General features: G+C 57.8%; 19 protein-coding genes and 1 pseudogene. All 20 read left to right on the forward strand.

Translation table 11 applies throughout. The features are described 5' to 3' along the window. Positions 1-585, forward strand: a pseudogene (locus ACWIZX_RS11445) (hypothetical protein); the annotation flags it as partial. Positions 586-599: 14 nt separating this feature from the next. Continuing rightward, positions 600-1,349 (forward strand): hypothetical protein, encoded by a 750-nt coding sequence (locus ACWIZX_RS11450; RefSeq protein WP_448335865.1) that lies wholly within the window; start codon positions 600-602, stop codon positions 1,347-1,349. Positions 1,350-1,359: 10 nt separating this feature from the next. Then, positions 1,360-2,184, forward strand: a complete 825-nt coding sequence (locus ACWIZX_RS11455) for an SDR family oxidoreductase (RefSeq protein WP_322793902.1) — start codon at positions 1,360-1,362, stop codon at positions 2,182-2,184. Next, positions 2,178-3,410 (forward strand): acylneuraminate cytidylyltransferase, encoded by a 1,233-nt coding sequence (locus ACWIZX_RS11460; RefSeq protein ID WP_322793901.1) that lies wholly within the window; start codon positions 2,178-2,180, stop codon positions 3,408-3,410. The genes ACWIZX_RS11455 and ACWIZX_RS11460 overlap by 7 nt, the downstream gene beginning before the upstream one ends. A gap of 31 nt (positions 3,411-3,441) precedes the next feature. Then, positions 3,442-4,317: an N-acetylneuraminate synthase family protein gene (locus ACWIZX_RS11465; RefSeq protein ID WP_322793900.1), complete on the forward strand. Its 876-nt coding sequence runs from the start codon at positions 3,442-3,444 to the stop codon at positions 4,315-4,317. Positions 4,318-4,322: 5 nt separating this feature from the next. Then, positions 4,323-5,936 carry a capsular polysaccharide export protein, LipB/KpsS family gene (locus ACWIZX_RS11470; RefSeq protein ID WP_448335866.1) on the forward strand — a complete coding sequence of 538 codons (1,614 nt, stop codon included), beginning with the start codon at positions 4,323-4,325 and terminating at the stop codon, positions 5,934-5,936. A gap of 3 nt (positions 5,937-5,939) precedes the next feature. Further along, entirely contained in the window at positions 5,940-6,896 is a 957-nt protein-coding gene (locus tag ACWIZX_RS11475) for a glycosyltransferase (RefSeq protein ID WP_448335867.1), read from the forward strand. 31 nt (positions 6,897-6,927) lie between these two features. Beyond that, positions 6,928-7,626 (forward strand): acylneuraminate cytidylyltransferase family protein, encoded by a 699-nt coding sequence (locus tag ACWIZX_RS11480; protein WP_448335868.1) that lies wholly within the window; start codon positions 6,928-6,930, stop codon positions 7,624-7,626. After that, the gene (locus ACWIZX_RS11485; RefSeq protein WP_448335869.1) at positions 7,626-8,612 is read left to right on the forward strand and encodes a phosphoglycerate dehydrogenase; all 987 of its coding nucleotides are present in this window, start codon (positions 7,626-7,628) and stop codon (positions 8,610-8,612) included. Before ACWIZX_RS11480 ends, ACWIZX_RS11485 begins: the two co-directional genes overlap by 1 nt. 10 nt (positions 8,613-8,622) lie before the next feature. Continuing rightward, positions 8,623-10,272, forward strand: a complete 1,650-nt coding sequence (locus tag ACWIZX_RS11490) for a hypothetical protein (RefSeq protein WP_448335870.1) — start codon at positions 8,623-8,625, stop codon at positions 10,270-10,272. Then, positions 10,256-11,026 (forward strand): SDR family NAD(P)-dependent oxidoreductase, encoded by a 771-nt coding sequence (locus ACWIZX_RS11495; RefSeq protein WP_322792972.1) that lies wholly within the window; start codon positions 10,256-10,258, stop codon positions 11,024-11,026. Before ACWIZX_RS11490 ends, ACWIZX_RS11495 begins: the two co-directional genes overlap by 17 nt. Then, on the forward strand, positions 11,023-11,838 hold the full coding sequence (locus ACWIZX_RS11500; RefSeq protein WP_322792973.1) for a 6-hydroxymethylpterin diphosphokinase MptE-like protein: 816 nt from the start codon (positions 11,023-11,025) through the stop codon (positions 11,836-11,838). Before ACWIZX_RS11495 ends, ACWIZX_RS11500 begins: the two co-directional genes overlap by 4 nt. Continuing rightward, the gene (locus ACWIZX_RS11505) at positions 11,835-12,782 is read left to right on the forward strand and encodes a glycosyltransferase family 2 protein (protein WP_448335871.1); all 948 of its coding nucleotides are present in this window, start codon (positions 11,835-11,837) and stop codon (positions 12,780-12,782) included. The genes ACWIZX_RS11500 and ACWIZX_RS11505 overlap by 4 nt, the downstream gene beginning before the upstream one ends. Before the next feature lie 8 nt (positions 12,783-12,790). Beyond that, positions 12,791-14,326 carry an ArnT family glycosyltransferase gene (locus ACWIZX_RS11510; protein WP_448335872.1) on the forward strand — a complete coding sequence of 512 codons (1,536 nt, stop codon included), beginning with the start codon at positions 12,791-12,793 and terminating at the stop codon, positions 14,324-14,326. After that, complete coding sequence (locus ACWIZX_RS11515; protein WP_448335873.1) at positions 14,323-15,732, forward strand: DUF6056 family protein; 1,410 nt, start codon at positions 14,323-14,325, stop codon at positions 15,730-15,732. The genes ACWIZX_RS11510 and ACWIZX_RS11515 overlap by 4 nt, the downstream gene beginning before the upstream one ends. Before the next feature lie 9 nt (positions 15,733-15,741). Next, positions 15,742-16,506, forward strand: coding sequence for a glycosyltransferase family 2 protein (locus ACWIZX_RS11520; RefSeq protein WP_448335874.1), 765 nt, complete (start codon positions 15,742-15,744; stop codon positions 16,504-16,506). Between the two features lie 19 nt (positions 16,507-16,525). Next, positions 16,526-16,936 carry a YkvA family protein gene (locus ACWIZX_RS11525; protein ID WP_322794399.1) on the forward strand — a complete coding sequence of 137 codons (411 nt, stop codon included), beginning with the start codon at positions 16,526-16,528 and terminating at the stop codon, positions 16,934-16,936. Further along, a complete protein-coding gene (locus ACWIZX_RS11530; RefSeq protein ID WP_448335875.1) occupies positions 16,933-18,255 on the forward strand; it encodes a PQQ-dependent sugar dehydrogenase in 1,323 nt (440 codons plus the stop codon). The genes ACWIZX_RS11525 and ACWIZX_RS11530 overlap by 4 nt, the downstream gene beginning before the upstream one ends. A 96-nt stretch (positions 18,256-18,351) precedes the next feature. Beyond that, positions 18,352-18,576 carry a hypothetical protein gene (locus tag ACWIZX_RS11535; protein WP_322794397.1) on the forward strand — a complete coding sequence of 75 codons (225 nt, stop codon included), beginning with the start codon at positions 18,352-18,354 and terminating at the stop codon, positions 18,574-18,576. 143 nt (positions 18,577-18,719) lie between these two features. Further along, positions 18,720-18,890: a hypothetical protein gene (locus ACWIZX_RS11540; RefSeq protein WP_448335876.1), complete on the forward strand. Its 171-nt coding sequence runs from the start codon at positions 18,720-18,722 to the stop codon at positions 18,888-18,890. Position 18,891: the final 1 nt, after the last annotated feature.

Raw genomic sequence — 18,891 nt, forward strand, 5'->3', positions numbered from 1 at the left:
CTGCCGCCCACCCCAACCTCAACATTTACCCCCACTCCAACGCCGCCGCCGACTGAAACCCCTACCCCTTCGCCGGAGTTTGCCAGTCTGCGCTTCATCGGTGTAACTGCCAGTTACAATGGGGTGAGCCTGATTATCGAGATTCCCAATCTTCAACGGGTTTATACTTTGACCATCAACGGCATCAAATACCCTTGTCAGATGGTGGATACCGTTCCAAATCGGCTGTTTTGCAACGGTCTGGCAAAACCACCGTTTGATCAGGCAGTGCGGCTCTCTCTGCGTGACCCGAGTACGGATGAAGTTGTGTATGAGATGACAACCTCCATTGCCGGCAACTTGCTGAAAACCCCCGCCCCACGCGGTTACTACGATGCGAACTGCCCGCAGCGCGGGTTGGATGTCAAGTGTGAGATGGAATGCCGTATCCCGCCGGAGGGCGGGCCGTGTGTGGTTGCCAGCTGTTACGATTCGTGCGGTTTATACTTTTCGGTGCACACCTGCCCGGAGAATGTGGATGTCTATCCGGCGCTTTGCACCGAGGAACAGTGGGCTGAGATGAAAGCCCGCTATAATATCCCCTGAACGGGTGAGGATGAATGAAACGTTTTGGTGTTGTATTTTTGATTTTATTCATGGGATGGTTAACGGCTTGCAGCAGCCCGGTTGAGGTGACTTTCCAATCAGCCGAGTCTACTGCCACGGCAGTGCCGCTGGTGACGTTTACCGCCAGTCCGGTGCAATTGTCAACCCCGAACGAGCCGGCGTTGCCATCTGCAATTCTGACCCCCACCGCAATGATGTTGCCTGGCCCAACTCCCACCGCCGTACCGTTGGCCGACTTTTCTGCCCTGCGAGTGGTGACCATTGAAAGCAACGCTTTTGGCTGGATGATTCAGTTTAACCTGCCGGGAATCAAACAACCGCTGAACCTGAAATTGGATAATAAGGAATACCGCTGTGGAGTGGATGAGCGTTACCCGGAGCGTCTGTTCTGTCAGGGGTTGGCCAAACCGTTGATTGATCAACCCATGAAACTGGTGTTTTTCAACCCGGAAAGCGGCGCAGAAGTCTATCGCAGCAATTTGATCATCCCGCTGGCTTTTGTCGTTCCGCCGACCCCGGTGGGTTATCTGCATACCGCCTGCGAAGAGCGCGGTAAACAGGTTTCCTGCGAGACCGAATGCCGCATTGACCCGGACGGCAATCCCTGCATTGTGGCAACCTGTACGGACGCCTGCGGGCCGTACTTTGCCGTGCATTCCTGCCCGGACGACATGCCGCTGCCCTCGCCATCCTGTACGGCGGAGCAGTGGGTGATGATGAAGAAACGCTATCAAATTCCGTGAGCGAGGTGAGATGAGCCATATTTTCGATAAGTTTCGCATGGATGGACAGGTTGCGGTGGTCACCGGCGGAGCCGGTTTACTGGGGCGGCAGTTCTGCCGCACGCTGGCCCAGGCCGGTGCTGCGGTGGTAGTGGCTGACCTGAATCGCATGACGGCGATTACGCTGGCAGATAACCTCCAGAAAGATGGTTATCAGGCGATTGGCACGGGCGTGGATGTTACCGATCCGATTTCGGTGGAGGATATGGTTGCGGCGGCGGTCAATCAATTTGGACGGCTGGACGTGCTGGTGTGCAGTGCGGCCATGGACCCGAAATTCGACGCCGAACACGCTGCCGGGCAGCAGGGTAACGCCTTTGAAACTTACCCGCTGGAGGCGTGGCGGCAGGCATTGGATGTCAACCTGACCGGTATGTTTCTGTGTGCGCAGGCAGCCGTCAAGCCGATGCTGGCGCAGAATCATGGTGTAATCATCAATATCTGCTCCACCTACGGCCTGGTTGGCCCGGATCAGCGCATTTATCAGCGCCCGGGGCAGCCGCCGCAGTACAAGCCGGTGTTTTATTCGGTGACCAAGGCCGGGGTGCTGGGACTGACCCGCTATCTGGCGACGTATTACGCCGGGCGCAACATCCGCGTCAATGCGCTGACCCCCGGTGGGGTTTATAATCAACATGATCCAATTTTTGTCGAAAATTACAGTTACCGTACGGTGATGGGGCGCATGGCTGAACAGGATGAGATGAACGGTGCGCTGCTCTTTCTGGCATCCGATGCTTCCAGTTACATGACGGGTGCTAATCTGGTGGTGGATGGAGGCTGGACAGCATGGTGAACGGCACCGAAGTACTGGCAATTATCCCGGCGCGCGGCGGCTCGAAGGGCATACCGCGCAAGAACATCCGTAATTTTGCCGGTCACCCGTTGATTGCGTATAGCATTGCGGCGGCTTTGCAGTCGCGGCGGGTCACCCGCGTGATTGTTTCCACCGACGATGCGGAAATCGCCGAAGTGGCGCGGGCCTACGGGGCCGAGGTGCCCTTCCTGCGTCCTGCTGAACTGGCGCAGGACTCGACACTCGATCTGCCGGTCTTTCAACATGCGCTGGCATGGCTGACCGCCAACGAAGCCTACGCCCCGGATGTGGTGGTGCAATTGCGACCCACTTCTCCCATCCGCCCGGTTGGGCTGGTGGACGAAGCGGTGCACATTCTGCTGGAACACCCCGAAGCCGATTCGGTGCGTGGCGTGGTGCCGGCTGGCCAGAATCCTCATAAGATGTGGCGAATTGACTTGCAAACCGGACAGATGAAAAACCTGCTGGATGTGCCGGGTGTGCCGGAACCGTACAATGCTCCCCGTCAGTTGCTGCCGCCGGTTTACTGGCAAACCGGCCACATTGACGCAATCCGCCCGGTAACGATTCTGGAAAAGAATTCGATGAGCGGTGAGGTGATTCTGCCGGTGATGATTGACCCGCGCTACACGGTGGATATTGACTCGCTTGCCGATTGGGCGCGGGCTGAGTGGCTGGTTTGGCATGGCGGGCTGGAGATGGTGCATCCCGGACGGGTGCGCCGCCCGCTGCCGGAGAAGGTGACGCTGGTGGTGTTCGATTTTGACGGGGTCTTGACCGATAACCGGGTGTGGGTTGACTCTGAGGGGCATGAGTTTATAGCCGCCTATCGCTCCGACAGCCTTGGCATTCAGGCATTGCACAGGGCTGGCGTTCAAACGCTGGTGCTTTCAACCGAAACCGATGGGGCAGTGGCTGCCCGCGGCCGTAAAATGGGAGTGCCGGTTTTGCAGGGCATCACGGATAAAGCTGCGCGTCTGACGGAATACCTGCGTGAACACCATCTGGATGCCCGTGAGGTGCTTTTCGTTGGCAATGATGTCAATGATCTGCCCTGTTTTGATGTGGTGGGCTGCGCGGTGGCAGTGGCGGATGCTCAGCCGGAAGTGCTGCGGCAGGCAGATTTAATTCTGACCCGTCCGGGCGGGCACGGTGCTGTGCGCGAATTGTGCGACCTGTTGCTGCAACGGCTCGAAAACAATTGAACCAAAAAATTGATTAAAAAGGAGTGATCCGATGGCAAAAGCAGTAAAAATTGGCGATCGTTGGGTGGGGGATGGTCACCCGACCTATGTGGTGGCAGAAATCGGCATCAACCATAATGGGGATATCGAAATTGCCAGGCAATTGATGGATGCCGCCAAACACGCCGGGGTGGATGCGGTTAAGTTTCAAAAGCGCACCCCCGAACTGTGTACCCCGCCCGATCAGCGCAATGTGATGCGCGAAACGCCGTGGGGCTATATTACCTACCTCGAATACCGCCATAAAATTGAGTTTGGCGAAACGGAGTACCGCGAGGTGGACCGCTATGCTAAGGAAATCGGAATCACCTGGTTTGTTTCGGTGTGGGATGAGCCGTCGGTGGATTTTATTGAGGCGTTTGATCCGGTGGCGTACAAAGTTCCTTCCGCAGCGCTGACCGATCACGGCTTGCTGCGTAAACTGCGCGCTACCGGGCGGCCGATCATCCTTTCGACCGGCATGTCCACCATTGACCAAATCAAGGCTGCCGTGGAGCTGCTGGATATGGACAATCTGGTCATCTGCCACACCACCAGCGCCTATCCCTGCCCGCCGGAGGAACTCAACCTGCGCATGGTGCAGACCCTCAAAGAAACCTATCCCTGCCCGATTGGCTATTCCGGGCACGAGGTCGGATTGATTCCCTCGGTTGTGGCGGTTGCTTTGGGAGCGTGTCTGGTCGAACGGCACATCACGCTTGACCGCGCCATGTGGGGTTCGGATCAGGCTGCCTCGGTGGAACCGGGTGGTTTTGAACGGCTGGTCAAGTACATCCGCGTGACGGAACTTTCACTGGGTGACGGCGTCAAACGGGTGTACGACAGCGAGCTGCCGTCCCTGAAAAAACTGCGAAGGGTGTTCAACTAATCCCGATGAAGTGGACCGCTCAGCGCATCCGTAAGGGCGTGCAACGGCGCTGGCTGCGTACCCGCAACAGCCGCACGATTGCCCGCCTTTCAGCCGAGATTGGACAACACGCCCCGCCGGTGGATTCTCGCCCGGTGGTGCTGTTCAATGTTTCCAGCCGGCTGGCCGGGATGAGCCTGAATGCGGCGTTTACACTGCTGAGCGGTTGGGCGCTGCGGATGGCAGGTGTGCCGGCGGTGCATTTTGTCTGCCGCGCCGGCATGACACGTTGCCAGCTGGGCAGCGCCCTGACGGCGGCCGATCAGCCGCCGCCGTGTGCGGCGTGTATCCGCCAATCGCAGCAGCTTTACTCTTCTGCACAGGTGCGCTGGTTTGACTATCAGCCGGACGGAGAAATTGAACGGGAGACGGCGGGGCTCTCGCTGGCTGAATTAATGGTTTTTGAATGGAAAGGACTGGCGCTGGGCAGTCTGGTGCTGCCCTCGCTGCGCTGGGCGCTGCGCCGTCATGATCTGGACGATGATGCGCAGACGCGTTTTTTGCTGCGTCAATTCATTTTATCGGCGGCGCGGGTAGCGCAGGAATTCAACCGGTTGCTGGATGAGGTGCAGCCGCGCGGGGTGGTGGTGTTCAACGGCGTATCCTTTCCGGAGGCGGTTGCGCGTCAGGTGGCGCTCCAGCGCGGACTGCCGGTGGTCACCCACGAAGTGGGCTTGCAGCCCTTCAGCGCGTTTTTCTCACACGGACATGCCACGGCTTACCCGATTGATGTACCAGCCGATTTTGAACTCAGTCCAATGCAGGAAGCCCGTCTGAATGGTTACCTTGAAAAGCGTTTTCAGGGGCAGTTCAGCATGGCGGGCATCCGCTTCTGGCAGGATATGCGTCATCTGGATGAGGGTTTGCTGGCAAAGGCAGCCAATTTCCGTCAGGTCGTACCGGTGTTTACCAATGTGATTTTCGATACCAGCCAGATGCATGCCAATGTGATTTTTACGGACATGTTTGCGTGGCTGGAGGAAGTGCTGGGCATCATTCGCGCTCACCCGGAAACACTGTTTGTACTGCGCGCTCACCCGGACGAAGACCGACCCGGCAAGCAGGCCCGTCAAAGTGTCACCCGCTGGGCGGAAGCCAATCGGGTCAGCGAGCTGCCCAATGTGGTCTTCATCCCGCCGCGTGAGTACCTGAGTTCTTACGAGTTGATTCAGCGGTCTAAATTCGTCATGGTTTATAATTCGACGATTGGGCTGGAGGCATCCATTCTGGGCAGTGCGGTGCTGTGCGGCGGACAGGCGCGTTACACCCGCCTGCCGACGGTCTTTTTACCCGCTTCTGCGGCGGAGTTCCGGCGCATGGCGGAGGAATTTTTGAATGCCGAGCGGGTCACGGCTCCGCCTGAGTTTCAGCACAATGCGCGGCGATTCCTGTATTATCAGCTATACCGCGCATCGCTGCCATTTGCTCAATTTTTAGATGAGGATGTTGACCCCGGCTTTGTCATCCTCAAAGAAAATCTCACCTGGCGGGACTTTTTGCCCGAATCTTCAGCAACACTGACCACCATTGTGCGCGGTGTGCTGGAAAGCCAATCCTTCTACCTGCCGGAGGAGGACTGAGGTATGGCGGAAGCACGCTGCTCTATCGTCATTCGCGCCTATAATGAGGAAAAACACATCGGCAGGCTGCTGAGCGGTATCTTGCAGCAGACCGTCCGCGAGGTGCAGATTATTCTGGTGGATTCGGGTTCGACGGACGCCACGCTGGCGGTTGCTTCCCGTTTTCCGGTTGAGGTGGTGCATATCCGTCCGCAGGAATTTACCTTTGGGCGCTCGCTGAACCTTGGGATTGCTCAAGCGCGGGCCGATGTGGTGGTGATGGCTTCGGCGCATGTCTATCCGGTTTATCCGGACTGGCTGGAGCGCTTGATTGAACCGTTTGAAGACCCGCAGATCGCGGTTGCCTACGGCAAGCAGCGTGGTGCCGAAACCACCCAATATTCGGAGCATCAGGTTTTTCGCCGCTGGTTTCCAGACCAATCCACCCGGCGGCAGGCGCACCCGTTTTGCAACAATGCCAATGCTGCTATCCGCCGTGCTTTGTGGGAGCAGCACGCCTATGATGAACTGCTGACCGGTCTGGAAGATCTGGCGTGGGCACGCTGGGCACAAAGTCAGGGGTACGGCGTGGCTTATGTGGCCGAGGCGGAGGTTGTTCACGTCCATCAGGAAACCTGGCGCGGCATTTATAACCGCTACCGGCGTGAGGGGATGGCTTTCAAGCAGATTTACCCGCAGGAGCACTTCCGTTTTACGGACTTTGTGCGTCTGTGGGTCAGCAATGTGTGGAGCGACTGGCGCGCCGCGGCTGCCGAGGGACTGCTGGGAAGAGAATGGGCCAATATCGTCCGGTTTCGGCTGATGCAGTTTTGGGGCACCTATCAGGGCTATCGCCAGTCCGGGCCGCTCACCTGGCAGCTCAAGCAGACCTTTTACTACCCGAATTTAAGCGAAATCCCTAATGGACAAACCGTCCGGCGGGATGTCCAGCCAATTCAATACAAAGAAGGCGGCGAATGATTTATTTGCAATGGTCCGGTGAGGTGAAATCATGAACGCAACTCCCCAAATTGTCGCACTGGTGCCGATGCGCCATCATTCGGTGCGGGTGCCGGGCAAGAATTACCGCCCGCTGGCGGGTAAACCGCTCTTTCACCACATTCTCGACACTTTGCTGCAAACGCCGGAAATCAGCCGGGTGGTGGTGGATACCGACTCTCCGGTGCTGATGGAAGGGATTGCCCGCGATTTTCCGCAGGTGATTTTGCTGGAACGCCCCGCCCACCTGACGGCAGATACGGTGCCGATGAATGAGATTTTGATGCACGATACCGCCCGGGTGGAGGCAGATTTTTACCTGCAAACCCATTCCACCAATCCGCTGCTGCGCCGGCAGACGGTTTCACAGGCGATCCAGACCTTCCTGAGCCATTACCCGGCGTATGATTCGCTCTTTTCGGTCACCCGCCTGCAAACCCGCCTGTGGGACGGGTTGGCGCGTCCCATCAACCATAACCCGGCCATTCTTTTGCGCACGCAGGATTTACCGCCCGTCTATGAGGAAAATTCCTGTATTTACCTGTTCACCCGCCAAACCCTGGTTCAGCGCCGCAACCGGATCGGCGAGCGCCCCTATCTGTTCGAGATAGACCCGCTGGAAGCGCGGGATATTGACGAAGAATTCGATTTCATCCTGGCAGATTTACTGATGCGCCAGCGGCTGCAGACCGAAGGCAGGGGGGAGGGCTGATGTACACGGTACTGCTTTCCGCACCATACCTGCTTCCGGTGGTGGAACGCTTCCGTCCGCTTTTTGAGGATTACCGGCTGGCGCTGATTGTGCCGCAGGTGCATGAACGCCTCTCGGAAGAGGAAATTCTGACTTACGCCGGTCAGTTCGATGCCACCATCTGCGGGGATGATCGTTACACCGAGCGGGTGCTGCAAGCATGTGCCCCCCGCCTGAAGGTGATTTCCAAATGGGGAACGGGGATTGACTCGATTGACCGACAGGCAGCCGCCCGGCTGGGGATTCAGGTGCGGAATACGCCGAATGCGTTTACGCTGCCGGTTTCGGATAGTGTGTTGGGTTACATTCTGGCGTTTGCCCGGCAATTGCCGTGGATGGACCGCGCCATGAAAGCCGGACAGTGGCAAAAATTGCCGGGACGTTCGCTCAGCGAATGCACGCTGGGGGTGGTGGGGGTTGGCAATGTGGGCAAGGCCGTGCTGCGCCGCGCGCGGGCATTTGGGATGCGCCTGCTGGGCAACGATATTGTGCCGATTGCTCCGGATTTTGTGCTGGAAAACGGGGTGGAGATGACCACGCTGCGAGATTTACTGGCACGCTCCGATTTCATCAGCCTGAACTGTGATTTGAACCCGACCAGTTACCATTTGATCAACAGCGAATCACTGAGATGGGTCAAACCCGGCGCGGTGCTGATTAACACGGCGCGCGGGCCGGTGGTGGATGAATCTGCCTTGATTGCTGCCCTGCAAGAGGGACGGCTGGCAGGGGCAGCCCTGGATGTGTTTGAGGTGGAGCCGCTGCCGCTGGATTCTCCGCTGTTGAAGATGGATAATGTCATGCTGGCGGCGCATAATTCCAATGCCAGTCCGGCGGCGTGGGAGCGGGTTCACTGGAACACCATCCGAAATTTGCTGGATGGATTGGGTATGGATGTGAGCGGATTGGATGAATGGAAAAAACGGCTGAGCGAGAATCAGGGGTGAGAACTTGAGCATGAGTCAAAAACTGGAGCGCAATCTGCTTATTTTGATTTTGACGGCCTATGTGCTGTATGCTGCTGTGTTTATCGTCAAGACCATCTTTTGGATTGATGGCGTTCCGTATTCAGCGCTGTTCGATGACATGATGATTTCGATGACCTATGCGCGCAATCTGGCACAGGGCTATGGGCTGGTGTGGAACCCGGGCGGTGAACGGGTGGAGGGTTTCAGCAATCCGCTGTGGGTGATTTTTATGGCGCTGTTTCACCTGCTGCCAATCCCGGAAAACTGGACGAGTCTGGCCATTCAGATCAGCGGCGGGGTGTTTTTCGTTGCCAGCCTGCTGGTGCTGCGGCGCGTTGCGGCTCAGGTGAGCGGGGGACAATCGCGGGTGGTGCTGCTGGCGGTGCTGTTGACGGCTTTCTACTACCCGCTGAGCAACTGGTCACTGCTGGGGTTGGAGGTCAGCCTGTTGCTGTGGATGGTTAACCTTTCTATGTATCTCACCCTGCGAACGCTGGAGAGCGGGCAATTTTCGCGCTGGCTGTACGTGTTGATGGGGCTGGCCACGCTGGTGCGGGTGGATGCGGCCGTCACTTACCTGACCCTGTGGGGGCTGCTGGTGTGGTTTGACCGCGCCAACCGCCGCCGTCACTTAATTGAGGGCGGGTTGTTTCTGTTGCTGTTTGTGGGCGGGCAGACCGTAGCGCGCAAACTGTATTACGGCGAGTGGGTACCAAATACCTATATCCTCAAAGTGGAAGGATTGCCGTTGTGGGCGCGGGGCCGGCGTGGGTTGCAGGTTACCTGGAATTTTGTACGCGGCATGTACACCCCACTGCTGGTTTTGCCGTTTACGCTTTTTCTGTTCCGACGAGATCGCAAAGTATTGCTGGTGGCGCTGGTCTTTCTGGCACAGGTGGCTTACAGTATTTATGTTGGCGGGGATGCCTGGGAACACCGCGGCGGCGCCAACCGCTTTGTGGCGCTGGGCATGCCGGCTTTCTTTGTGCTGTTTTCCCTGGCGGTGTGGGAATGGTACGATCGAATCCGTTCCTTTCTGCAAAAACGCATTCCGGCTGCATCAGGCTGGTTAACCCGCCTGATGCCGGTTGGTTTGGGGCTGTTCATTGCGTTCAGTATGCTGCTGTGGAACCGCATGCCCGGCAATTATGGGATTGTTTCCAGCCTGCTCAAAGCCAGAGAAGGCGAATTGCGCTTCTTCCTGCTGTTGGACCGTTCGATTTATGTGCCGGGCAATGAGCGGTATACCCGCGATGGGTTGATCATCCGTCAGATTACACAGCCTTCGGCCAAAGTTGCCGTGATTGCGGCGGGCAATATCTGTTACTTCTCCCACCGCACCTGCATTGATATGCTTGGGAAGAGCGACCCGGTGATTGCCCGCGGCGGCATTCAGGTACCGCCGGACGCGGACTGGCGAGAATTGCGCCCCGGGCATATCAAGTTCAATTATCAATATTCGATTGCCACACTGAAACCGGATGTGGTAGTGGATATTCATCACAGCACCCGCGATATTGCAGAAAAATATCTCAAAGAGGATTACACGGTGGCTCTCCTCAACAAACATCCGGTTTATTTTCGCAAGGACTCCACCAGGATAGATTGGGTACAATTAGAATATGTCCGAGAAGATTGAAAACCGAATTGTATTGATTACCGGCGCAGCCGGTGGAATTGGGCGCGCCACGGTCGGCCTGTTCGCCGGGTGCGGCTGGCGGGTGATTGGTGTGGACCGGCAGGCGTTCGGCGAGGGTTTTCCGTCGAACGGGTTGTTCATCCAGGCCGATATTTCTGAGCCGGCTCAACTGGAAGGCATCTACGAAAAAACCCGCGCCTACACCGGTCAGTTGAATGCCGTCATTCACAACGCTGCCCTGCAAATTGCCAAACCGCTGATTGAAACCACTGCCGAAGAATGGGACGCGGTCATGGCTTCGAACCTGCGCTCGGTTTTTCTGGGCGCTAAACTGGCCTATCCACTGCTCAAAGCGGCCGGCGGCGGGGCAATCGTCAATGTTTCCTCTGTCCATGCGGTAGCCACTTCCGCCAACATTGCCGCCTACGCAGCCAGCAAGGGCGGTCTGCTGGCGCTGACGCGCGCCATGGCAATTGAGTTTGCCCCGGATAACATCCGTGTCAACGCCATTTTACCGGGCGCGGTGGATACCCCGATGCTGCGCGCCGGTTTGAACCGCGGGCATGTCGGCGGCGAGACGATTTACGACCGCCTGGAAAATCTGGCGCGCAAGACGGTCAACGGGCGCATCGGCAAGCCCGAAGAAATTGCCCACGCCATTTACTTTTTGGCCGATGATACCCAGTCGTCGTTTATGACCGGTCAGGCGTTAATTGTGGACGGCGGCGCCACGGCGAGGTTAAGCACCGAATGAGCGGATGGCGCGAAACGCTCAAAAAAATATTGCCGCCGGGGGCGGTTAACCTGCTGCGCGAGGCGCGCGACGGCACGGCACGGCTGGGCGACCTGCCGCAGGCCTATGGTCATCCATGGCGGCGGGAAACCATCCGCCGCCTGCCGGCGCTCAAAGACAGCCAGCGCGGCAAACGCTGCTTCATTTTGGGCAATGGCCCAAGTCTGGCAAAAACCGACCTGACCCGCCTGAAAAATGAATTCACCATCGGGCTTAACCGCATTTATCTGGCTTTTGCGCAGATGGGATTTGAGACCAGTTATTACCTTTCGATTAATGATCTGGTCATTGAGCAGTGTGCGGAAGAGATTCAAGCGCTGAAGATGCCGCGCTTTGTTTCGTGGCGGGCGCGCCGCTGGCTGCAGCCGGATGAGAACCTCTACTTTCTCTACACCACCTACACCGGCCCGAAATTTGCCCGCGACCTGACCGGCCGGGTGTGGGAAGGAGCCACCGTTACCTATGTGGCGCTGCAGGTGGCATTCTACCTTGGCTTTGAAACGGTGATTTTAATCGGGGTGGATCACAACTTTACCACGCAGGGTAAGCCCAATACCACCGTCGTTTCGCAGGGAGATGACCCCAATCATTTTCACCCAGGCTATTTTGGCAAGGGCTTCCGCTGGCAGCTGCCGGATCTGGAAACCTCCGAACGCGCTTACCGCATGGCGCGCGCTGCTTACGAATCCGCCGGTCGGCGAGTGCTGGATGCCACCATCGGTGGAAAGCTGACTGTTTTTCCCAAAGTGGAATACGAATCGCTTTTTGAATGAGCGCCCCCCTCGTTTCGATTGTTACCCCTTCTTTCAATCAGGCTGCTTTTCTGGAGCAGGCCATTCGTTCGGTGCTGGAGCAAACCTACCCGCACATTGAATATCTGGTGGTGGATGGCGGCTCGACGGACGGCAGCCGTGAGATTATCGAAAAATATGCCGGGCAGCTGGCGTGGTGGGTTTCGGAAAAGGATGCCGGTCAGGCCGATGGCATCAACAAGGGCCTGCGCCGCGCACAAGGGGAGATTGTGGCATGGCTTAATTCGGATGATTATTACCTGCCGGCGGCAATCGGGCAGGCTGTGGAGGCTTTCCGCCTTTTTCCGCAGGCCGGACTGGTTTTCAGCGATGTTGAATCGGTGGATGGGGAAGGGAATCGTTTCAACGTCATGCGTTTTGGCGATTGGGGGCTGGCCGATTTAATGGCATTTCGCATCATCAGCCAGCCGGGGGTGTTCATGCGCCGCAGTGTGCTGGAGCAGGCCGGTTACCTTGACCCGAATTATCATTACCTGCTGGATCATCACCTGTGGCTGCGCATGGCGGTGATGGCTCCAATTCGCTATGTGCAGGGTGCGCGCTGGGCAGCGGCCCGCTTTCACGCTTCGGCAAAAAATGTTGCTCAGGCAGCCGGTTTTGGCAGCGAAGCCCTGCGCCTGGCCGCCTGGATGGAAAGCAGTCCGCTGTTTAAGCCTTACCTGCCGGCCGTACGGCGGCGGATGTGGGCGGGTGCCCACCGGCTGGACGCCTTTTACCTGCTGGATGCCGGTCAACCTCGGGCGGCTTTAACGGCGTATGCGCAAGCTTTTCGCTACCATCCACCCACCGTCCTGCGGGACTGGCGGCGCGTGTTGTATGCGCTGGTCAGCCCGCTGGGATTGGAAGGCTTGCGGCAGGCCTACTTGAAGCGGCGCAGCCGGCGATTTCAGCGGCAGGAGCGTTGAGGTTGGGGATGGAAGGGCCGCTTTCCCCGGCCGAAAAGGGCAGCCTGTTCACCCATCCGCGCTGGCTGGCGGGTTTGCTGCTGGTGTGGCTGCTAGCAGGCGGGGCGGCTTTTCGGTTGTATGATTTGACGGACCCACCGCTGGATTTTCACCCCACCCGCCAGGTGCGTTCGTTGATCATCGCGCGCGGCATGTATTTTCAGAATCTGGCGGGCATTCCCGAATGGCAGCGCGAATTTGCCGTCCGTCAGTGGCGGGCGCAGGATGTGATCGAACCGCCGATCATGGAAGCCTTAACCGCCTCCGCCTACCAGCTGATTGGCGGGGAAGCGCTGTGGATTGGGCGGCTTTTTTCCATCTTCTTCTGGCTGGCGGGCGGCGTGGGTTTGTGGCTGCTGGCCCGCCGCTTGATGGGGGAGGATGCCGCTGTGTGGGGAGTGGCGTTGTATCTGGGCTGGCAATATGCGATTCTGGCTTCGCGTTCCTTTCAGCCCGACCCTTTGATGACCGCGGCGATCATCTGGTCTTTGTGGGGAGCTGCCGGGTGGCACACGCGACCCGGGTGGGGCAGATCCGTTACCGCCGGTTTGCTGGCGGGTGCAGCCCTGCTGGTCAAATGGACTGCGGTCTTTTTTATCGCTGGCGGATGGCTGGGTTTACTGCTGACCGATGGCAGCCTGCGCCGGTTGTGGCGCAATCGTCAGGTGTGGGTCATCGGTGGACTGGCGGTGCTGCCGGGGCTGCTGTACGCGCTTTATTCTGCGCTGGTGTTGAACAGCCTGCAAGGTCAGTTGAGCCTGCGCTTTTTCCCGCAGATGTGGCTGGATGCCGTTTTTTATCTGCGCTGGTGGCTGCGATTGAATGATGTGGTCAGCCTGGCGTGGCTGGTGTTGATGATATTGGGCATCTTTTGCCTGCCCGTTGGACGGGCGCGCGGGCTATTGCTGGGTTGGGCAGCCGGTTACGGGGTGTATGCTTTGATTTTTTCGTATTACGTCAGTACGCATGATTATTATCACCTGCCGTTGATTCCGCTGGCGGCGCTCGGCGCGGGAAATGCCCTGTCGGTTTTACTGGGTCGGTTGCAGCTACCCGCGGGCTGGCGGCGAGGTCTGGGTGTTTTGCTCATCGCGCTCGTCTTTCTGGCAGAGGGCTGGTCGGCGCGCACCCTGCTCAAGCGGCAGGATTTTCGACCGGTTGTGGAGCAGATTCAAACCCTTGCCGCCCGCTTTTCGCCGCAGGACTCGCTGGTCAGCCTCGCGCCGGATTACAGTTTACCGCTGGTCTATTGGGGCTGGCTGAACACGACTCACTGGTTTGGAGTGGGAGATTTTGCCCTGCGTCAGGCAGCCGGACAAAGCATTGATTTTGAAGAGTATTTTCAAAATCAAACCAGCGGACGGGATTATTTTCTGGTGACCGATTTTGAGGAACTGGCGCGCCAGCCGCAGCTGCAGGCAGAACTGGAAAACCACTATCCGCTGATGATGGAGGGGCAGGGTTTTCGGGTGTATGATTTACGGCAGCGGAAAGAATTGCCATGAAATCGGTTTCCGGGCGGATCGTTGCGGTTTTGGTTTTACTGGCGCTCCTTTCTGGCCTGGGGGCGACGGCTTACGCCGGTACTTTCAGCCGTTACTGGGCGGATGACTACTGTTACGCTGCGGTTGTTCAGCGGGATGATTTAATTCGGGGTGTGCAATACTGGTATCAAAACGGCGGCAATCGCTTTGCGGCTTTTCTTGCCGTAGGGCTGAGTGAATTCTTCGGGCAGAAAGCGGTTTCCGTGTTGCCGGCTTTGCTGCTGGCTGGGTGGGTTTGGGCGGCTTATTATGCTTTGAAAGGCGCCGTTCGTCTGGCGGGCTGGCGGGTCAGCCGGCTGTGGTTATGGACGGCGGCGGCTGGCTGGGTTTTTGTGGCCGTGTATACCTCACCTGACCGGCTGCAAACCCTTTACTGGCGGATGGGGCTGCTGCATTATTCTCTGCCGCTGGTGCTGCTGCTGCTTCAGGCTGGAATTCTGCTGAATGCTCCGGCAGGTCTGTCGGGGGGCAGGCTGGTGCTGGTCACCGTTGCAAATGGGCTGCTGGCCTTGTTTTCAGCCGGATTGTCAGAAACGGCGGCTGCTCTGCAGACCACTCTTTACCTGCTGGCAGCTGGCTGGCTGCTGCTGCGCGGTGGTTCGGAGAAACGCGGCTGGTCGGTGGCGTTGATCGGAGGGCTGGGGGCTTCTCTGCTGGCTATGCTGATCATGGCGCTTTCACCTGCCAATGCCTGGCGGCAGGCGCTTCTTCCGCCGCCGCCCACGCTGACCGTGCTGGTACAATTTGTGCTGCGTTACACGCTGGATTTTGTGCTGGATACCCTGCGTACGCTGCCATTGCCGCTGGCGGTCTGGTTGGGTTTGTGTGCGGCGCTGAGCTGGCTGCTGCCCGCCGACCGGCAAAATCAGCCGCAGGCTGTTTTCACTGCCGGCCTGCTGCTGGCTGCCGGCCTGCTGGCGACGGCGGCGGCGATTGCACCCAGCGCCTATGCCGGCCTGCAATACCCCGCCGGGCGGGCGCTGATGACCGCGCGCTTTCCGCTGTTGAGCGGGTTGGGACTGGCGGCTGCTGTTTCAGGCATCTGGTTGAAAGGGCGGTTATCCTCTGCTGCTCAGCGGTGGCTGAGCGTGAGCGCGCTGATTATCCTGTTGCTTGTTGGGGCTTATGTGCTGCGGGCAACTCAACTGCCGTTGAGCGAGGCCCAGGTGCTGGCGGTCAAGGCCGCTCGCTGGGATGCTCGTCAGGCTGAGATTTTTTCCCAGCGGGCAGCGGGTTTTCAGATCATTCGCGTTCGCGAAGTGGATGTCGTCAGCACGCTGGAAGACCTGACTCCCCAGCCTGAGCATTGGGTCAACGGCTGCGCAGCGGACTATTATCAGGTGGAGCAGATCCTTGCGGAACGATAGAGAGGCAAGATGTTAGTTTCGATTATTACCCCTTCCTACAATCAAGCGCGTTATCTGGAAGAAACGATGCGTTCAGTGTTGGAGCAGGATTATCCCCACATCGAGTATATTGTGGTGGATGGCGGCTCGACGGATGGCAGCCGCGAGATCATCGAAAAGTACGCCGACCGGCTGGCGTGGTGGGTTTCGGAAAAAGACCGCGGTCAGACCGATGCGATCAACAAGGGCTTTGCGCGGGCGCGCGGCGAGGTGCTGGCGTGGCTGAACTCTGACGATACCTACCAGCCCGGCGCAATCCGCGAGGCGGTGGAATTTTTGCGGCAAAATCCACAGGTGGGGCTGGTTTATGGAGATGCCAATTACATTGATGAACACGGACGGGTGATTGGGCGGTTTCCGGCGGCGCAAACCGATTACCGCCGCTTGCGGCAGGGATACGTTCATATCCCGCAGCAGTCGGCATTCTTTCGAGCTGACCTGTGGCGGAAGGTCGGTCCGCTGGATGACAGTTTCTACTTTGCCATGGATTACGATTTATGGGTGCGGCTGGCGCGTGAAGCGCCAATTGTCTACCTCCCGCGCGTGTGGGCTAACTTCCGCCTGCATTCGGATGCCAAAACCATTGCTGCCGATGATCGCTGCTGGCCGGAGATGCTGCGGGTGCATTACCGCGATGGCGGTTCGCCGTTTTCGATGATTGTGCTTAAGTACTGGATTAGAAAATTGGCTGCACCTTATATCAACTGGCGAAGACGGCGCATGTTCCGGCTATAATGGTAAATGGAGGTGGCCCATGGCTCGAAAAACCTCGTCCCCGTCAGGCCGTTACTCGCCCGGCTTTTTTGGCGAAATTGCGCTGCGCATCAAACTGGTGCTGCGTTTACTGGCTGATCCGCGCGTCAACATCTTTGTCAAGCTGATCCCCTTTGCTTCCTTCATCTACTTTTTTCTGCCGGATCTGGTGATCGGGCCGCTGGATGATGCGGCGGTGCTGGGGATTGCCTTCAGTCTGTTTGTTGAGCTGTGTCCGCCGGAGGTGGTTGAAGAACACCTGCAGCAACTGCGGGCGGAAGCACAACGGCGGTCTTCCTCTCCGACAGACCGCAAAGCCATCGAGGAGGACATCATCGAAGGTGAGTATTACGAGATTAAGGATGTAAACATTCACGAAAACGGACACAAAGAGGAGAAAGAGAAGCGATGAAGGTTCGTTCCCTGCTGGTGTTACGGCTGAGTCTGGCCGTAACGCTGTTCAGTTTAATCGCAGCGGCCTGCAGCCCAGGCCCGCAGATCACCCCACCCGCTACATTAATGCCCACTTCTCCACCGCTACAGCCGAGCATTCCACCCGAAGCGGCCTCTTCACCAGCTCCGGAAGAAACTCCAGCAGTCGAGGATACGGCAGTCCCTTCCTCAACCGCAACCGCTGCTTTGGTCAGCGTTACGGCTTTTCCGCCTGCCGCGGCCTTTGATTGGAAGTTGATCGCCGGCGGTTTGCGCCGCCCGACCGATTTAGCCGATCCAAATGATGGCAGCGGCCGATTACTGGTGCTGGAACAGCCCGGCTTGATCCGCGTGATTGCGGACGGGCAGCTGCAGGAGCGCGCTTTTCTGGATCTGACCGAGCGGGTTGGCGCAAATTCTTCTGAACAGGGTTTGCTGGGGATTGCTCTCGACCCGGATTACGCCGAGAACGGCATTTTTTACCTGAATTACACCGACAAAAACGGCAACACGGTGGTTTCCCGCTTTCAGCGCGCGGCGGATGGTCAGCGCGGCGACCCGCAATCCGAGCAGGTGCTGCTTTATGTGGAGCAACCTTACGCCAATCACAACGGGGGTGATCTGGAATTTGGCCCGGATGGTTTTCTCTACATTGGGCTGGGGGACGGTGGTTCAGCCGGAGACCCGCAGCGCCGTGCGCAGAACAACCAGACTCTCTTGGGTAAGATGCTGCGCGTTGATGTGCGCGGTCAGGCTGCTTACGCCATCCCTGCCGATAATCCGTTTGCCACTGGCAGCAATGGACGGCAGGAAATCTGGGCAAACGGCCTGCGCAACCCGTGGCGCTACACCTTCGACCGCCTGACCGGCGACCTGTACATTGCCGATGTGGGGCAGAACAAGTACGAGGAAATCAACTTTGTGCCGGCGGGCAGCCCGCCGGGGTTGAATTTTGGCTGGCACTACCGCGAGGCTACCCATCCGTTTGCCGATACACCCCCGGCCAGTTTGCAGTTGTACGATCCGGTGCATGAATACGGGCGCAATGACGGCTGCTCGGTGACCGGCGGGTATGTCTACCGCGGCAATCAGTTGCCGGAGTTTTACGGGGTTTACCTGTTCGGCGATTACTGTAACGGCTTTGTGTGGGGAATGCTGCGAGACTCGGGCGGTAACTGGCTGGTCGAGCGTCTCTTCCAACTGGGCGCCAACATCAGTTCGTTTGGTGAGGACGCGCAGGGTGAGTTGTATTTGCTGGACCACCGTTCCGGCAGTGTGTATCAGCTGGTGCGGCGGTAAAAGAAGGATGAAAATCCAACCGAATGGGTAAAAATCATCCTGTTCAAATGACCTGTTTTGCGCTATGCTAAATAAAAGGATTATCGGAGGTGTGTGATGGCTGATAAGCGTTGGGAGACAATTCGTGTGCAGTTTTGCGACCATGCCGGCTGCGAGGTGCGGCTGGAAGCCGAGCTGGTGTACCCGGCTGAATTTTTGCCCGATCAACCGCCGCGCCTGGTTTCCAAACGCTGTTCGCGCGGTCTGGAATGCAATATGTGGAACAACATGACCTGCGTTTGGGCGGGCACCAACCCAATGTACGATCCGTTTGAGAAGTGAACCCCCTTTGAAGTTTTGAAGCGGGGCAGACTTGTGATTTGAAAAATCTCATCCAGTTTCACTCAGCGGGGTAAAAACCCCGCTGTTTTTTATTCATCTGCCCAAGGCTCAGAAATATTTTAATCAAGTATAATTTCAGTATCATGACAAATCGTTCCAGCGATTGGTTCAAACAAGCCGAGAGCGATCTGCCTGGTTATCCGAACGGACATCCGAGCGGCGCCCCGTTTGAACATTATGGTACTCTCCAAAGTTCGCAGGCAATCGAATATGCCCGTGAGATCCTTGAATTCGTCCGTACTCAAATGGCCTGAT

The sequence above is a fragment of the Bellilinea sp. genome (assembly GCF_053501535.1).

Bases quoted from the DNA above. Each gene is read 5' to 3' on its own strand.
- ACWIZX_RS11530 (WP_448335875.1), top strand. From the start codon at position 16,933: ATGAAGGTTCGTTCCCTGCTGGTGTTACGGCTGAGTCTGGCCGTAACG.
- ACWIZX_RS11510 (WP_448335872.1), top strand. From the start codon at position 12,791: ATGGAAGGGCCGCTTTCCCCGGCCGAAAAGGGCAGCCTGTTCACCCAT.
- ACWIZX_RS11505 (WP_448335871.1), top strand. From the start codon at position 11,835: ATGAGCGCCCCCCTCGTTTCGATTGTTACCCCTTCTTTCAATCAGGCT.
- ACWIZX_RS11460 (WP_322793901.1), top strand. From the start codon at position 2,178: ATGGTGAACGGCACCGAAGTACTGGCAATTATCCCGGCGCGCGGCGGC.
- ACWIZX_RS11470 (WP_448335866.1), top strand. From the start codon at position 4,323: ATGAAGTGGACCGCTCAGCGCATCCGTAAGGGCGTGCAACGGCGCTGG.
- ACWIZX_RS11455 (WP_322793902.1), top strand. From the start codon at position 1,360: ATGAGCCATATTTTCGATAAGTTTCGCATGGATGGACAGGTTGCGGTG.
- ACWIZX_RS11540 (WP_448335876.1), top strand. From the start codon at position 18,720: ATGACAAATCGTTCCAGCGATTGGTTCAAACAAGCCGAGAGCGATCTG.
- ACWIZX_RS11485 (WP_448335869.1), top strand. From the start codon at position 7,626: ATGTACACGGTACTGCTTTCCGCACCATACCTGCTTCCGGTGGTGGAA.
- ACWIZX_RS11475 (WP_448335867.1), top strand. From the start codon at position 5,940: ATGGCGGAAGCACGCTGCTCTATCGTCATTCGCGCCTATAATGAGGAA.
- ACWIZX_RS11495 (WP_322792972.1), top strand. From the start codon at position 10,256: ATGTCCGAGAAGATTGAAAACCGAATTGTATTGATTACCGGCGCAGCC.
- ACWIZX_RS11515 (WP_448335873.1), top strand. From the start codon at position 14,323: ATGAAATCGGTTTCCGGGCGGATCGTTGCGGTTTTGGTTTTACTGGCG.
- ACWIZX_RS11520 (WP_448335874.1), top strand. From the start codon at position 15,742: ATGTTAGTTTCGATTATTACCCCTTCCTACAATCAAGCGCGTTATCTG.
- ACWIZX_RS11465 (WP_322793900.1), top strand. From the start codon at position 3,442: ATGGCAAAAGCAGTAAAAATTGGCGATCGTTGGGTGGGGGATGGTCAC.
- ACWIZX_RS11525 (WP_322794399.1), top strand. From the start codon at position 16,526: ATGGCTCGAAAAACCTCGTCCCCGTCAGGCCGTTACTCGCCCGGCTTT.
- ACWIZX_RS11535 (WP_322794397.1), top strand. From the start codon at position 18,352: ATGGCTGATAAGCGTTGGGAGACAATTCGTGTGCAGTTTTGCGACCAT.
- ACWIZX_RS11450 (WP_448335865.1), top strand. From the start codon at position 600: ATGAAACGTTTTGGTGTTGTATTTTTGATTTTATTCATGGGATGGTTA.
- ACWIZX_RS11490 (WP_448335870.1), top strand. From the start codon at position 8,623: ATGAGTCAAAAACTGGAGCGCAATCTGCTTATTTTGATTTTGACGGCC.
- ACWIZX_RS11500 (WP_322792973.1), top strand. From the start codon at position 11,023: ATGAGCGGATGGCGCGAAACGCTCAAAAAAATATTGCCGCCGGGGGCG.
- ACWIZX_RS11480 (WP_448335868.1), top strand. From the start codon at position 6,928: ATGAACGCAACTCCCCAAATTGTCGCACTGGTGCCGATGCGCCATCAT.